The 14,670-nt window shown below is 43.9% G+C and carries 14 protein-coding genes; 11 read left to right on the top strand and 3 right to left on the bottom strand.

The window, feature by feature from the left end:
- Window positions 1-124: 124 nt before the first annotated feature.
- The 5 genes from psaB (at window position 125) to LEPTO7376_RS21675 (ending at window position 4,744) form a co-directional block, all read left to right on the top strand.
- Window positions 125-2,326 carry a photosystem I core protein PsaB gene (gene psaB / locus LEPTO7376_RS21695; RefSeq protein ID WP_015136157.1) on the top strand — a complete coding sequence of 734 codons (2,202 nt, stop codon included), beginning with the start codon at window positions 125-127 and terminating at the stop codon, window positions 2,324-2,326.
- Between the two features lie 163 nt (window positions 2,327-2,489).
- Window positions 2,490-3,140 carry a YdcF family protein gene (locus tag LEPTO7376_RS21690; protein ID WP_015136156.1) on the top strand — a complete coding sequence of 217 codons (651 nt, stop codon included), beginning with the start codon at window positions 2,490-2,492 and terminating at the stop codon, window positions 3,138-3,140.
- Window positions 3,141-3,176: 36 nt separating this feature from the next.
- Entirely contained in the window at window positions 3,177-3,638 is a 462-nt protein-coding gene (locus LEPTO7376_RS21685) for an NADAR family protein (protein WP_015136155.1), read from the top strand.
- Between the two features lie 99 nt (window positions 3,639-3,737).
- A complete protein-coding gene (locus tag LEPTO7376_RS21680; RefSeq protein WP_015136154.1) occupies window positions 3,738-4,202 on the top strand; it encodes a hypothetical protein in 465 nt (154 codons plus the stop codon).
- Window positions 4,203-4,378: 176 nt separating this feature from the next.
- A complete protein-coding gene (locus LEPTO7376_RS21675; RefSeq protein WP_015136153.1) occupies window positions 4,379-4,744 on the top strand; it encodes a DUF2237 family protein in 366 nt (121 codons plus the stop codon).
- An 83-nt stretch (window positions 4,745-4,827) separates the two neighbouring features.
- On the opposite strand, the gene LEPTO7376_RS21670 is transcribed toward LEPTO7376_RS21675, so the two are convergent.
- Window positions 4,828-5,232 (bottom strand): NIL domain-containing protein, encoded by a 405-nt coding sequence (locus tag LEPTO7376_RS21670; RefSeq protein ID WP_015136152.1) that lies wholly within the window; start codon window positions 5,230-5,232, stop codon window positions 4,828-4,830.
- Between the two features lie 217 nt (window positions 5,233-5,449).
- Between LEPTO7376_RS21670 and hemC the strand changes: the two genes are divergently transcribed.
- Entirely contained in the window at window positions 5,450-6,415 is a 966-nt protein-coding gene (hemC, locus tag LEPTO7376_RS21665; protein WP_015136151.1) for a hydroxymethylbilane synthase, read from the top strand.
- 86 nt (window positions 6,416-6,501) lie between these two features.
- Here hemC and LEPTO7376_RS21660 read toward each other — a convergent pair whose 3' ends face one another.
- A complete protein-coding gene (locus LEPTO7376_RS21660; protein ID WP_015136150.1) occupies window positions 6,502-6,687 on the bottom strand; it encodes a hypothetical protein in 186 nt (61 codons plus the stop codon).
- A gap of 8 nt (window positions 6,688-6,695) precedes the next feature.
- Window positions 6,696-8,909: a GAF domain-containing protein gene (locus LEPTO7376_RS21655; protein ID WP_015136149.1), complete on the bottom strand. Its 2,214-nt coding sequence runs from the start codon at window positions 8,907-8,909 to the stop codon at window positions 6,696-6,698.
- A 521-nt stretch (window positions 8,910-9,430) separates the two neighbouring features.
- On the opposite strand from LEPTO7376_RS21655, the gene LEPTO7376_RS21650 reads away from it, so the two are divergent.
- The 5 genes from LEPTO7376_RS21650 to LEPTO7376_RS21630 all read left to right on the top strand — a co-directional run bounded on the left by LEPTO7376_RS21650 (window position 9,431) and on the right by LEPTO7376_RS21630 (window position 14,640).
- Complete coding sequence (locus tag LEPTO7376_RS21650; protein WP_225901145.1) at window positions 9,431-9,946, top strand: N-acetyltransferase; 516 nt, start codon at window positions 9,431-9,433, stop codon at window positions 9,944-9,946.
- 78 nt (window positions 9,947-10,024) lie between these two features.
- Entirely contained in the window at window positions 10,025-10,504 is a 480-nt protein-coding gene (locus LEPTO7376_RS21645; RefSeq protein ID WP_015136147.1) for a hypothetical protein, read from the top strand.
- A 53-nt stretch (window positions 10,505-10,557) separates the two neighbouring features.
- Complete coding sequence (locus LEPTO7376_RS24060; protein ID WP_015136146.1) at window positions 10,558-11,034, top strand: hypothetical protein; 477 nt, start codon at window positions 10,558-10,560, stop codon at window positions 11,032-11,034.
- 92 nt (window positions 11,035-11,126) lie between these two features.
- Window positions 11,127-11,900, top strand: a complete 774-nt coding sequence (locus LEPTO7376_RS21635) for an ABC transporter permease (RefSeq protein WP_041766306.1) — start codon at window positions 11,127-11,129, stop codon at window positions 11,898-11,900.
- Between the two features lie 226 nt (window positions 11,901-12,126).
- The gene (locus LEPTO7376_RS21630; RefSeq protein ID WP_015136144.1) at window positions 12,127-14,640 is read left to right on the top strand and encodes an ATP-binding protein; all 2,514 of its coding nucleotides are present in this window, start codon (window positions 12,127-12,129) and stop codon (window positions 14,638-14,640) included.
- Window positions 14,641-14,670 lie beyond the last annotated feature (30 nt).

The following is a 14,670-nucleotide window of genomic DNA, read 5'->3' as shown; positions in this document are numbered from 1 at the left end:
TCCCTGCCAATTGGCATCTTATCCTTCCCTCGCGGGAAGCTCGACATCTAGATATCAGCTAATTATTAGAGATATATAGATTTCACCCTCATTCGTTTAACGAGGAGAACCTCAAAGCATAGTTATGGCAACTAAATTTCCAAAATTTAGCCAAGACCTTGCTCAAGATCCAACCACGCGTCGGATTTGGTACGGAATTGCCACTGCGCATGATTTCGAGACCCATGACGGGATGACAGAAGAGAATCTTTACCAAAAGATTTTCGCATCTCACTTTGGTCACCTTGCAATCATCTTCCTTTGGACTTCCGGTACTCTTTTCCACGTTGCTTGGCAAGGCAATTTCGAACAGTGGGTCAAAGATCCGCTCAACGTCCGTCCTATCGCTCATGCGATTTGGGATCCCCACTTTGGTCAAGGCGCTATTGATGCGTTCACCCAAGCTGGTGCTTCCAACCCTGTAAACGTTGCTTATTCAGGCGTTTACCACTGGTTCTATACCATCGGTATGACCACCAATGCTGACCTTTATCAAGGTTCAGTCTTCCTTTTGATCCTCTCTTCTTTGTTTTTGTTCGCAGGCTGGCTGCACTTGCAACCCAAGTTCCGTCCTAGCCTTGCGTGGTTCAAGGATGCTGAATCTCGTCTAAACCACCACCTCGCTGGTTTGCTTGGTGTAAGTTCTTTGGCTTGGACTGGTCACCTTGTACACGTTGCAATTCCTGAAGCTCGTGGTGTTCATGTTGGCTGGGATAACTTCCTTTCTGTGAAGCCTCACCCTGCTGGTTTGATGCCTTTCTTCACTGGTAATTGGGGCGTTTATGCTCAGAACCCTGACACTGCTGGTCATCTCTTTGGTACTTCCGAAGGTGCTGGTACTGCAATTCTGACTTTCTTAGGTGGCTTCCACCCTCAGACTGAGGCGCTTTGGTTGACTGATATTGCTCATCACCACTTGGCGATCGCCGTGTTGTTCATCATTGCTGGACACATGTATCGCACCAAGTTTGGTATTGGTCACAGCATCAAGGAGATCCTTGAATCTCACCAGCCCCCAAGCGGTAAGCTCGGTGCAGGTCATAAAGGTCTTTACGATACCCTCAACAATTCCCTCCACTTCCAATTGGGTCTTGCGCTTGCTTCCTTAGGTGTTGTTACATCCTTGGTTGCTCAGCACATGTATTCGATGCCTTCCTACGCATTTATTGCGAAGGACTACACAACCCAGGCAGCACTTTACACTCACCACCAGTACATTGCTGGTTTCTTGATGGTTGGTGCGTTTGCTCACGGTGCGATCTTCTTCGTTCGTGACTACGATCCTGAAGCAAACAAGGACAATGTCCTTTACCGTATGTTGGAGCACAAGGAAGCTCTGATTTCCCACCTCAGTTGGGTTTCTCTCTTCCTCGGTTTCCATACCCTCGGCCTCTATGTCCACAACGACGTAGTTGTTGCTTTCGGTACTCCTGAAAAGCAAATCCTTGTAGAACCTGTTTTTGCTCAGTTTGTCCAAGCGGCTTCTGGTAAGGCACTCTACGGCTTTGATGTACTTCTCTCTAACGCAGACAGTGTTGCTTCCGGTACCGGTGCGGCTTACTTACCTGGTTGGTTAGATGCTATCAACAGTGGTACAAATTCTTTGTTCCTCAACATTGGTCCTGGTGACTTCCTTGTTCACCATGCGATCGCCCTCGGTTTGCACACCACTACCCTCGTTCTTGTGAAGGGTGCGTTGGATGCCCGTGGTTCTAAGTTGATGCCCGACAAGAAAGACTTCGGTTACTCCTTCCCTTGTGACGGTCCTGGCCGTGGCGGTACTTGCGACATCTCTGCATGGGATGCCTTCTACCTCGCGATGTTCTGGATGTTGAATACCTTGGGCTGGTTGACCTTCTACTGGCACTGGAAGCACCTCGGTATTTGGCAAGGTAACGTTGCTCAGTTCAACGAAAACTCCACTTACCTCATGGGCTGGTTCCGGGACTATCTCTGGGCTAACTCTGCGCAGCTCATTAACGGCTACAACCCATATGGAGTGAACAACCTCTCTGTTTGGGCTTGGATGTTCCTCTTTGGACACCTCGTCTGGGCAACTGGTTTCATGTTCCTCATCTCTTGGCGTGGTTACTGGCAAGAGCTGATCGAGACTATTGTTTGGGCTCACGAGCGCACTCCTCTTGCGAACATCGTTCGCTGGAAGGACAAGCCCGTTGCTCTCTCCATCGTCCAAGCTCGTGTCGTTGGTTTAGCTCACTTCACGGTGGGTTATATCCTGACCTATGCGGCCTTCCTGATTGCCTCGACGTCCGGGAAATTTGGTTAGTTATCTCTCTGAAATTGAGTCCTAACTAAATAAAAAAAGTAGAAGCCTCTAGCGATTAACTAGGGGCTTTTGCTTTAGGTCATGGTTTCAGTTGAAAAAATATACGCCCAATCTAAAAAATGCTTGTTATGATAAGCGATGTTTGATTGCCTTTGGTCTCGATATGACTCTCTCCAATGGTAAGTTTGCCAGAAAACAAACGACTCGAATTAGGCGATCGCCTAATCGAAAAAAGAAGCATAAACGTCGATGGCTTTTAGCTCTGAGCATCGGCACCGCAATTAGTGCAGGAAGTATTGTTTATTACAAAGTTAAACAGATCTTACTTAAACCAGAAGCTATTTTTGTGTTGGGAGGCCATGAAGAGCGAGAGAAATTCGCAGCCCAGCTAGCTCAAAATAATCCAGCTTTAGAAGTTTGGGTTTCTTCGGGTAGTCCACCCGACTATGCCAAACAGATTTTTGAGCATTACGATGTCAGCGGCGATCGCCTGCATTTAGACTATAAAGCCCAAGATACTGTCACCAATTTCACCAGCATCGTCAATGACTTTAAACAGCAGAATATCGATAGTGTTTATCTGATCACCTCAGAAAACCATATGCATCGTGCCCAAGTGATTGCTCAGATTGTCTTCGGTAGCCAAGGCATTGTCGTAAAACCCATGCCTGTACCTTCCCAAAATCCCCCAGAGTCTAGGATCAAATGTTTTCGGGATGGATTGCGCTCTATCTGGTGGGTTTTTACTGGGGAAACAGGTGCAGAGTGGATGAATAAAAAATCAGCAACGGTAGTGACAACCAAAAATTTATAATATTAAGGCATTAAATTTAGCCATCGAAGAATTGTAATGGAGTCAACAGCTGAGACGATCTATTTCTATAAAGCTTATGACCCCTATGGTTGCTTCTCTAATTTTTCCCCCCATCCCATACAGTGCAAAGGTTTTCACTGGTCAACTGTTGAACATTTTTACCAAGCGCAAAAATTTGTCACGACACCCGATGCTGCCATTATTCCGATTATTCAGAACGCACCAACTCCCGATGCTGCTGCTGCCCTTGGTCGAAATCCCCAATATTCCCCTCGCCATGACTGGGAGAGAGTTAAACAATCGGTTATGTGGGAAGGTGTGCTTCAGAAATTTACAACTCACCCTAAAATTGCCACAGTACTCCTAAATACTGTAGATGCAGAAATTATTGAAGATTCCCCTGTCGATTATTATTGGGGTTGTGGTGCAGATGGAACAGGATATAACCATTTAGGTAAACTACTGATGAAAGTGCGTCAACATCTCAGGGATTCGTAAAGTAAAACGTCCTGTAACGAGTAAATCAAGATACAATAACATCGGAAATTTTCAAGCAGAATTAGCCTAGCAGAGCCGAAATTTTCTAAGTCAAGCCTTATGTCGGAAAATGTATCAGACTTGAATAAAATCATTGAACTTCCGATAGACTCGCTTAGATCGTTTGATGTCGTCGAGAAGCAATTTTCTGATTTAGGAGTTTTGTTTGCTAATACAGTTGTTTTACAACCATCAAATTCTCTTTACTTGCCAGAAGTTGGCAAGATGGTTTTGATGGGAGCTCCCCAGAATGGCTGGATTGAAGTGACGTTTACTATTCCGGTTCTTTATTTTGCCTGTAGCTTAACGAGCTCTCAGCATGCAACTATCCGTGCTTTTGATGATGTTGGTGAAGCCTTATGTGTCTTTGAAACTGAAAAGTGCGACCATGAAAATTCAGACCCTTTGGTAAGTAGCCCGCCTCCAAATCTCCCTATTTCTCTGCAAGCTCAGAATATTCAAAAGGTACTTTTAAGTTCTTTAGATGGCCAGCTTGTGATTCATAATGTCATGTTTGGTTTTTAGTTGATTCGTTAGTGGATATTTTTTGTCGTAAAGATACTCATTCGATTTGGCAAAATTTTTCATAAGCCAGCCTGTAAGTGAGTATGTAGCAGACATCAGCGAGTTTCTTCTGCTTCCTCGCTAGAGTAATTGAGCATAATAGGGAAGGAAATAAGCGCCAACCGCAAATTGAGATGATGACTGCTGCAAAGAATGTTTTGGGTACTGAGTTACAAAGTTGCTCTACTGATCCGATGACTGGCTTTTATCGGGATGGTTGTTGTACGACGGGAGCGAATGATTTTGGTCGCCATGTGGTGTGTGCAAAGATGACGCCAGCTTTTTTGGAGTTTACGAAAAATCAGGGAAATGACCTCAGTACGCCGATGCCAATGCATAACTTTCCAGGTCTAAAGCCGGGCGATCGCTGGTGTTTGTGTGCGGCTCGTTGGCAAGAGGCTTTTGAGATCGGTGTTGCCCCATCTGTTGTGCTGGAAGCAACCCATACCAAGGCTCTAGAGATTGTCGCACTTGAGGATTTGCAGCGTCACGCTATTGATTGATGGAAGTTCTATAAATTGGAATAGAAGGACAATTCGCGTGTATTCTCATCCAGAGTTTTTTGTGACGATTTAAATAAACAAGATTAGAAATTGGTGGCGATCGCCTGCACCGGACAAGTCGGCAAACATTGCTCGCACACCACACATTTCGAGCGTGTGAACTGGAGTCGAAAGGTTTTCGGATCTAATGATAAAGCACCTGTTGGGCAAACTCCTGTACAGAGTCCGCAGTCTACGCAAATATCTTCATTGATTGTGATTTCCTTGCTCGCGAGAGACACCACAATGCCCTTTCCTTTCATCCATTCAAGGGACATTTCAATCGCGTCAATATCCCCTTGAAGCTCCACTACTAATTTGCCGACTTGGTTTGGGGCAACCTGAGCGCGAATAATATTGGCTGCAATATTAAAATCTTTTGCCAGACGATAGGTTACCGGCATTTGTACTGTGTCCTGAGGGAAAGTGAGCGTCACTCGTTTTTTCATGGCATGGCTCCAGCCTAATCGTGCTCAAAAAAGATATTGACCTATGTTCTCCTAATCCTAAGAATTGCTTCGGGAATGGGTGGCGATCGCCCCTAGAGTGTGAACAGTTGTAACATTTCCCCACAGCACATTAAAGAAAAGGACGAATAAGGTCGGCCGACGCGATACCCTAGTTTGAGTCAAAATTTTAAGATTACTTTTATAAAACCGAACTAATATGACCGCTGTGACCACCCCTAAACGTACTGTAAAAATTGGTTCCCGTAAGAGTCAACTGGCGTTGGTTCAGACCTATTGGGTACGTGACGAATTGCAAAAAGCTTACCCTGACATCAAGTTTGAAGTACAGACCATGGAAACCCAGGGCGACAAAGTACTTGATGTTGCTCTCTCGAAAATTGGTGATAAGGGACTGTTTACCCAAGAACTTGAAGATGGAATGCTCAAGCGGGAAACTGATTTTGCGGTACATTCCCTCAAAGATTTGCCAACAAATCTTCCCGAAGGTTTGATGCTGGGTTGTGTCACAGAGCGCGTTGATCCCGCTGATGCCCTTGTAGTTCATGAAAAGCATAAGGACAAGAAGTTAGCGACCTTACCCGAAGGCGCAATTATTGGTACGTCTTCTCTCCGTCGCCTCGCACAACTCCGGCACCATTATCCTCATCTCGAATTTAAGGATATCCGTGGTAATGTCAACACTCGTCTTGCGAAGCTTGATAGCGGTGACTATGACGCGATTATTTTGGCCGCAGCGGGCCTACAACGTCTTGATTTTGGCGATCGCATCCACCAGATTATTCCCAGCGATATTTCCCTCCACGCTGTAGGTCAAGGGGCACTCGGTATTGAATGTCGTGATGGCGATACTGAAATCCTTGAATTGTTACGTCCTGTTCTCGAACATATTGAAAGCCGTGATCGTTGCTATGCAGAGCGAGCATTTTTGCGTGAACTTGAAGGTGGTTGTCAGGTACCGATTGGCGTAAATACAACAATTGATGGCGATAATATACTTCTCGTTGGTATGGTTGCAAGTCTTGATGGCAAGACCCTACTTCGCGATGAAGTTAGTGGTAGTCGCGCTGATGCTGAAAAGTTAGGTGTTCAGCTTGCTGAGAAAGTTGTTGCTCAGGGCGCGGATAAAATTCTCGCTGAAATTAATGAAGTTAACCGCTCTTAATTGATTGGTGACGCTTCAATCTAGTCGATAAATTTAATAACCCATCCAGTTCATGCTGGAGATCAATCCCGCAACCAATGCACTGCTTACAGTTGTGGTTCGGGACGATCTACTGGGACATCGGGCGATCGCAGCTGGTTATGTTTACCATAGCCAAGCCAATTGAGCGTTTCGATGTCTCCTTTTTTTTCAGGTAATGGTGGTAAACCCGCTTCTTTTTCAGCTGATTTTTTGGCTTTGCGTTGCTTTTTGAGTTTAGATTTACGTCCCATATAGACTCCTATGTTCCGTTGTGCAGTGGGAAAGAATAAGCCCGAATACTCTCATCGATACCCTTCAGGTGGAGATCGTCATTAAGAGTGAGGTTGTGGCTATCGTCGAGGTGCTTTGCGACCGTTTCTGAAATATAAACATGCATCGGTGTTGCCGTTTCCTGTAAACGAGCGGCCATATTCACTGCTGGACCAATCGCTGTGTAGTCAGAGCGTTGTCCTCCCCCAAACATTCCAACAACAGCGTTGCCTTGGTGAATGCCACAACGAACTTGCATGAGAGGTGGACGGTCATCTGTTCCTAAAATCCCCCTTGTTTGCCATTCGCGGTTGAGTTGGTGTAGGTTTTCGCCCATCGCTTTGGCGACGGCGATCGCCCGTTCTGCTTGCTCCTGTGGTGCCAATTCTTCCGGTGAACCAAATAAGGCGAGAACAGCATCCCCAATAAATTTATCGACAGTGCCGCGGTTATCAAAAACAGCTTGGGTCATTGCTTCCAGATATTCATTGAGAAGCTCAGCAATCAGCTGAGGTCCTAACTTACTAGATAAGGGCGTAAAACCCACAATGTCGCTAAATAGGATCGTTACTAAGCGAGGCTCTGGACGAAGGTCTAGGGTCAGCTCACCAGCGGCAGCTTTATTGACCATCGTTTCTGGTAAAAAACGCTTGAGAACGGATTCGGTGAGATATTTGTTGAGTTGTTTAACCTTTTGCTCTCGCTCTCGTAATTGCTCTGCTTGCAAACGGGTTTTTTCGTAGAGGCGGGATTGTTGCACGGCGATCGCCGCCTGAGCCGCAACAGATTGAGCCAGTTCAATATCTGAATTGAGCCAAATGCGAGGCCCATCCGTTTGGCGAAGACTAATGGTGCCGATTAATTGGCCATCCGTAACCATTGGTACAAGTAATAAAGCCCGTGCCGGAATTCGTAGAGGCAAATCATATTTCTCAAGATTCTCTTCCTTCTTCATGTCGTTATAAACGACTGGCTGTAAACTGTCCAAAACATCTTGCAAGACCGGATTTTGAGCAATCGGTACAGATGATTGAGGCATTTCGAGTGGATCATCATCGTCATTTGCATGGGCATCATAAAGACCAACACAAGTGACGACATCATCATCCTCAGTCCAGAGAGAAAGCGCACAACCATCGACATCTAATGCTTGACCTAGTTGCTTTGTAATGGCACGGAAAATCTCTTCTGGTTCGAGGCTAGAGCGAATTGCTGTAGTAATTGTGTTAATCAGGGTTTCGCGCTGAGCAAGATCCTGGACTTTTTCGTAGGCTCGGGCTTGGGATATAGCCAGTACAGCTTGATCCGCCACCATTTTAACGAGCTGAACCTCATCTTCTTCCCAACGATGGGGAATGTCACAGTGGTGTAGCGCTAACAAGGCGGATGTTTCATCTTGAAACATAAGCGGCACAATCAACGTTGATTCGATATCTGATAGCTCAAATGCAGCTTGACGGATTGGAGTTGACTGGAATAGTTCGTCTTGAGTCTTAATGTCATTGAGAATAGTTGGCTCTGTAACTTCCCAAAGTGTTTCTCCCCAAGCAATGGATTTTTCCTGAAATCTCGCTGGCGATCGCTGATATAGAAAATAAGGCGATGAGACACTCACCTCTGCATCCAGCGGCTTTAATAGAGCCACATCGACTTCCATTGCTTCACCCAATGTATTGACGATACTTTGCAGTACATCCTGTAAAGGAGAAGACTCTGGATTATCAAAACGACGGTTCCGAATTGTATTAAGAACCGAGTTTAAAAGGGATTCTCGTCGCAGACTACGACTTAGTTCTCTCGTTCGAATTTTTAGGAGATTATGAGTCTCTAAAGCCTGCTCAACGATGCTTTTTAGTTCCTCTGCATCCCAAGGCTTCGTTACATACTTATAAACCCGACCTTCATTGATCGCATCAACTAAATCTTCAACATCCGTATAGCCCGTCAGCATGATCCGCATGGTGTTGGGATAGGATGTTGCTGCAATTTTCAAAAACTCTGTTCCGCTCATTTGTGGCATTCGCTGATCTGAAATGATTACGGCAATTTCAGGATCTTCCGCCAAAATATTGAGCGCTTCTGGTGCACTATCACTCCGCACAACACGATAAAGCCGACGAAACGTGCGATAAAGTAGGTCGAGATTATCCGGCTCGTCGTCAACAACTAGGATTTTTGGTTTTGACTTGCGCATCAAGCTCATTCACTCAGTCTCCAGCTGAGACGAAACTGGCATTTGATTAGATTTTCCTAGTCCATGCATGTTGAGGATCACTAGTCTGATAAGACACGAAATGTTTAATTGGGACTTTCTCTCTAAAAGTTTAACTTTCGTCTGGTGGTTGTTTCCGTACAATTTACAAAAAAATTTTGTAAATTGATGCAAATTTAGGCGCGGCTAAGACTCTTTTCCCTGCAAACTATGGTCATCATAGCAATTTCCCCTGGAAAATCTGATTTTTAGGGCAGTTTTTATGATTTCAGTCTGAATCTTATGTCAATTTTGCTTATTGCTGGTGAATTTCAAGATTTCTTCCTCGACATCTAACTTTGCTTGTTGGCAGAATAGAAATTAATGTTTCGAGCGTAATCACATCGCTTGCTTAGTGTGTTGCCGATGGAGGCTTGGTGAACCCAGAACTTTCTGTCCCTCAATCCTTTCCCCAGAAACAAATTGGCGGTTTTTTTTGTGATTGTGAAAATCTGTTGATACGGTCAGCGACTGTGGATGATGCTCCTGCACTAGCGACGGTGATTACTCAGAGCTTTCATCGTTATTCTGGTGTCCGTCAGTGGTTTGTGCCGCTCCTGCGTTTAGGTGTTTGCGAAGATTTTCGCTATCGATTGCGTTCGAGCGAAATACATCATGTTTGTTTTGTAGCCTGTCTCTCAACTGATGGTTCTGGTGGTTCAGTGATCGTTGGTACGGTTGAGTTGGCTGTTAAATATTTGCATTCGATGGCGATCGCCCCGATGAAGTCACCTTATATTTCCAATTTAGCTGTTGATCTGCAATATCGTCGACTAGGCATTGCCCGTAAGCTATTAAATCGTTGTGAAGTGCAAGTTCGACGGTGGAATTATGGCAGTATTGCCCTCCATGTACTGGACAATAACGAAGGTGCGAAGGAACTTTACCGTCAATGTGGGTATGAAATTAAGCATTCCGAAAAAAATATTGGTTCATTATTGTTTAAGCAGCCACATCGTTTGTTTTTGCAAAAAAATTTATCGCCCTGAACAATTGCAGATATGATTGAATCCAGTATGTCATGGTCGCAAAAGTTCCTATTTTTCGTCTTGTTCTAAGCTTTCTATATGGGCAGTATTGCTAACAATTCATCTGACACCAATTCACCGATAGCGACATCAGAAATTTTGGCTGAGCTGCAACAGGGTAAATTGTGGATGATTAATGCCCGTCGGAAAAATGGCCTAATTCTCCGTAAGCCTTACCATGTGGACTTTGCAGGCCCTGGAGCAATTATTGGTGGCGTGTTTGACTCTGATGTAATTGGAATTATTCCGGTTGGAAATTTGTCGTTACTTCAACCCGAAAAGTCAGCAGAACGACAAAAAGCTTATTTAATTCGTCGTCAGTGGGTAAAGCTTCTCAAGCAAATTACTGATAAGCCAATGCCAGAACAACGGGCGCAAGTAATTTTAAATCAGTTTGAAAATTGGTTTGATTTAGAGACCGCAGAAGAATTATCTGATGAAACGTTTGCATTACTAATTGGTGTGTTACCTCAGACGATTAGCCGTGTCCGGAATCGTGTTGATCGCTCTGAAATTTAGTTTATAGTGAGCTTGAAGGCCATTTCCGGTGAGGTCTTGGTTTGGAGGGTGATATGGCTGATGATTTTGCGGTGGATGAGGGTATCGCTAAGGTAATCGTACTTTTAAAGTATTACGGTTTTGAGCTGGCTCTGGATAATGCTGTGGATGTAGTGAATAACTGGCAACAAGTGTACCCTGCGTCATGGTTACGGACCGCCGTGATTGAAGCATTATATAGAGGGCGTTATAAGCAAATCTCTGTGGAAGAGATTCTCCGAAGTTGGCAAAAGTGGGGCAAGATTCGTCAAAATTTTGATTTGGAGTTTGAATCGATTATTTGTTCTAAAGTGGAATCTGAACTTTTGTCTTCCTCCTCTGAGCTATCTAATGAAAGCGATCAAGACATAGATGCAAATATTGTGGTCTCTGAATCTGCAATTGAGAAGGAGTCTCCGAAGTTAAATGTGGCTGTTTCGGAGACTTACCAGAAGCTGAAGGCGATCGCCGCAGATCCAACACCTCTTCCAGCGGAAGAGGAAGAAGAGTAGATTAGCTGTAAATTTGAATATTTTTTATCACAACAATATCTAATTACGACTACATTGAAGAGCAGATGTATCGGCGCTTCCGGATTTTTTTGATGAGATATTGGCAAGAGACTATTGCAGTGACCCAACGTATTTTGTTGGAGTTGTGGCGGCGGCGGCGGAGTTTGGTATTTTGGTGTCTGTTTCCAGTCTCTTTGCTGTTTCTCAATGGCTTTATCTTGGCAGAACGGGCAAGTTTAACGTTGGCTGAGGCGATGGAATTTGCTGCTCCTTCGACGCTTGTGGGAGCAGCTCTATTTTTCAGTTGTTTGGGTGGCAGTGTTGCGACAGTCGTTTCGGAACGGGAACAGCACACATTAAAACGTTTATTTATTTCGCCCCTCAGCGGTACAGCCTATTTTCTCGGAATTTTCTTAGCTCATTGTGTCATCGGCATTGGTCAATCTCTACTGGTGTTGGCGATCGCCATTTTTATGGGGTCAGAGTTTGAAGGTTCACCAGTGCTGGGTATGGCCATTATCTTGCTTAGCATAATTGCGTATGTGGGAGTCGGGTTTATTTTAGGGACACAACTCGCGAAGCGAACGGAGGATGTGAATGCTCTGGTCGCAACCTTTGGCGTGCCGTTACTTATTCTTGGGGGGGCGTTTTTGCCTACATCTTTATTTCCAGACCGACTATTAGAAATTGCGCAATATAATCCGATTTTTCATATGAATGAATCCCTTGTCGGACTTTGGGCTGAAGGGGAAGATTTGGGGGCGATCGCCAATCATTTGTGGTTTTTGGGGATTTTTGCGATCGCCATGATTATCGGTGGTTGGCTATCCTATCGACGTATGCTCCAGACAGAACGCCAATTGTAAGCCTATAGCTTTGCCTATAAAAGCTTTTGAAAATATCAAAAAACTTCTTTGAATCTTAAATAAAAAAGTGTGTGTTTTCACCAAAAATCAAGTGCTTTTACGTTTAAATTAAAGTTAGTGAACCATTCAGCTTTTTATTTAATACTCTGGGTGCTTAGTGTTTTTTTGAGTCAAAAATAACATTGCCTTTCTTGCGATTAAATGGACAAAGAAGATTGTTGCATTTATGAAATTAGCTAGTTCCCGCTCTCGCCTATGGCCATTAAATCTCGTATTAATCGTGCCATTTTTAGTGGAAATTAGTCTTGCCGTCGGTCTAACGGGTTATCTTTCTCTACGTAATGGACAACGGACAGTTCAAGAATTAGCGACTCAACTCCAAGAAGAAGTCGGTCAAAGAATTGATGAGCACCTCAATAACTATTTAGAAATTTGTTTTCAAGTAAATCAGATTAATCTCGAGGCACTTCGTCTAGGATTAATTGATTTAAATGACCCTGATTCGTTGTCACTACATTTTTGGCAGCAACTGAGAACTTTTCCAACGTTGAAATATATCTATTTTGCCGATGAAGATCAGGGCGGATTTGTTGGTGCTGGGCAAACATCAACTCAGTGGCCAAACATTGAAATGACAGAAAATTATCAAGCTGGAGACTTTTTGATTTATCGTACAAATGATCGAGGTAAAAAGCAGGAGTTAATTAGGCAGGATCCTGATTATGATCCTCGTCGGCGTGATTGGTACAAAGCCTCTTTGCGTCGACAAAGAATGAATTGGAGCGATATATATAGTTTTTTTCCGCGACTTGATTTAGGCATTACTGCCTCAGTACCGTTATACGACGAAAATAATAATGTGTTGGGTGCCTTTGGTACTGACATTAGTTTAGATGGCTTACATCATTTTTTATCGGAGCTAAAGCCCCTCGACATTGGGGAAAGCTTCATTCTTGATGAGGATGGCCGTTTAATTGCCAGCTCTCACACCCGCGATATTTTTGAGGAGCTAGAGGCTTCTTCTAAGCAACCTCAACCAACTCGCTCGTTATTACGCCAGACGGATGATCCGTTGTTAAGGGCGAGTGGTGAAGCGTTTCATCATCATCAAATGGCTTCTGCACATCCACATGTGCCACAACATGACTTTGTTTATGATGGACAGCGCTATTTTGTTTATTTTCATGATGTCACCAATGACATGGGCTTGAAATGGATTGTTGGTGTTATTCTGCCAGAATCAGCTTTTGCGGCAGATATTCAACGAAATACAAGAATTACAATCGGTTTATGTATTCTTGCTCTTGTGATTGCGGTATTTGCTAGCATCTGGACGTCTTCATGGATCAAAAAACAGATTATCCAACTGGTTGATGTGTCTGATGCGATCGCCCAAGGAGAATTAGATAAATCGATCCCTTTAACACGTTGGCAAGAGTTGGATCGTCTTGGTCAATCTCTCGGTTCCATGGCACTCCAGTTAAAGCGATTTATTACCGATCTGCAGCAAACAAATAATCGCTTAGAAGAGCAAGTTGATGAACTTGATGAGGCACGCAATATAGCAGAGATCGCTAGTCACCATAAGAGTGTTTTTCTGGCAAATATGAGCCATGAAATTCGTACACCGATGAATGGAGTCTTGGGGATGTTATCTTTGCTAAGCGAAGATCAAATGTTGAATGTCGAACAACGATCGCGCGTGGAGGTGGCTCAATCTAGTGCTCAATCTCTTCTATTTTTGATTAACGATATTCTTGATTTTTCTAAAATTGAAGCAGGGAAATTAGCTCTTGAACATCTTGATTTTGATCTACACCGATTCTTTGAGCGTTTTATTCCGGCGATCGCCTTCCGTGCAGAAAAAAAACATTTAAAACTCACTTTAAATCTAAAAGATCTTGAGCCAGCGTTAGTGCGAGGTGATGAAGGACGATTTCAACAAATTCTAAATAATTTGGTTGGTAATGCGCTCAAATTTACTGAGCAAGGTGAGATTTATATTCAAGGTGAACTAACTCATACTGAACAAAACATAGTGTTCCATGGATTAGTTCGTGATACTGGCATTGGCATTGCCCCCGATAAACTCAACAGTTTATTTGATGCCTTTACCCAAGAGGATCGAAGCACCACTCGTAAATATGGTGGTACGGGATTAGGTTTGGCAATCACAAAGCAGTTGTGCGACTTAATGGGTGGCGAGATTCACGTGAAGAGTGAAGTTGGAATTGGTAGCGAGTTTTTCTTTCACGTAAATTTCCAACATCCTGTTTCAGAAGTTTTACAAGCTGAACCATCTACACATGTTAAGCAGTCTAAAATTGCTGATTTATCATCAGCTAAAACAAAGCGATTTTTATTGGCTGAAGACAATCAAGTGAATCAATTGGTGATGAGAGGTTTGTTTAAGAAGCGAGGATTGACGATTGAGATCGCGAATAATGGCCAGGAAGCGCTAGAACAACTCCAGTCTTCTGCAATAGATAATAAGCCCTATGATTTGATTTTTATGGATTGTCAGATGCCTGTGATGGATGGCTATGAGGCAACTCAGTTAATTCGTAATGGGCAAGCTGGGGAACAGTATCAAGCTGTGCCGATTATTGCGATTACTGCAAATGCGATGAAGGGCGATCGCGAAAAATGTTTAAGCAGTGGCATGAATGACTACATTAGCAAACCCATTAATCCGCAGGAATTAGAGCGGGTTGTAAAGGAATGGCTTTGTTCCGAATAAGGCTTTGTTTCATGGTGACTGAGCGAAGAA

The organism is [Leptolyngbya] sp. PCC 7376 (assembly GCF_000316605.1).
GTDB lineage: Bacteria > Cyanobacteriota > Cyanobacteriia > Cyanobacteriales > MRBY01 > MRBY01.
The sequence above is the reverse complement of the archived record's forward strand: the minus strand, read 5'-3'. Positions and strand labels throughout refer to the sequence as shown.

Excerpts from the sequence above, each read along its gene's own strand:
- LEPTO7376_RS21655 (WP_015136149.1), bottom strand. The coding sequence starts at position 8,909 with ATGAGCTTGATGCGCAAGTCAAAACCAAAAATCCTAGTTGTTGACGAC.
- LEPTO7376_RS21670 (WP_015136152.1), bottom strand. The coding sequence starts at position 5,232 with ATGAAAAAACGAGTGACGCTCACTTTCCCTCAGGACACAGTACAAATG.
- hemC (WP_015136151.1), top strand. The coding sequence starts at position 5,450 with ATGACCGCTGTGACCACCCCTAAACGTACTGTAAAAATTGGTTCCCGT.
- LEPTO7376_RS21660 (WP_015136150.1), bottom strand. The coding sequence starts at position 6,687 with ATGGGACGTAAATCTAAACTCAAAAAGCAACGCAAAGCCAAAAAATCA.
- LEPTO7376_RS21690 (WP_015136156.1), top strand. The coding sequence starts at position 2,490 with ATGACTCTCTCCAATGGTAAGTTTGCCAGAAAACAAACGACTCGAATT.
- LEPTO7376_RS21685 (WP_015136155.1), top strand. The coding sequence starts at position 3,177 with ATGGAGTCAACAGCTGAGACGATCTATTTCTATAAAGCTTATGACCCC.
- LEPTO7376_RS21680 (WP_015136154.1), top strand. The coding sequence starts at position 3,738 with ATGTCGGAAAATGTATCAGACTTGAATAAAATCATTGAACTTCCGATA.
- LEPTO7376_RS21635 (WP_041766306.1), top strand. The coding sequence starts at position 11,127 with ATGAGATATTGGCAAGAGACTATTGCAGTGACCCAACGTATTTTGTTG.
- LEPTO7376_RS24060 (WP_015136146.1), top strand. The coding sequence starts at position 10,558 with ATGGCTGATGATTTTGCGGTGGATGAGGGTATCGCTAAGGTAATCGTA.
- psaB (WP_015136157.1), top strand. The coding sequence starts at position 125 with ATGGCAACTAAATTTCCAAAATTTAGCCAAGACCTTGCTCAAGATCCA.
- LEPTO7376_RS21645 (WP_015136147.1), top strand. The coding sequence starts at position 10,025 with ATGGGCAGTATTGCTAACAATTCATCTGACACCAATTCACCGATAGCG.
- LEPTO7376_RS21630 (WP_015136144.1), top strand. The coding sequence starts at position 12,127 with ATGAAATTAGCTAGTTCCCGCTCTCGCCTATGGCCATTAAATCTCGTA.
- LEPTO7376_RS21675 (WP_015136153.1), top strand. The coding sequence starts at position 4,379 with ATGACTGCTGCAAAGAATGTTTTGGGTACTGAGTTACAAAGTTGCTCT.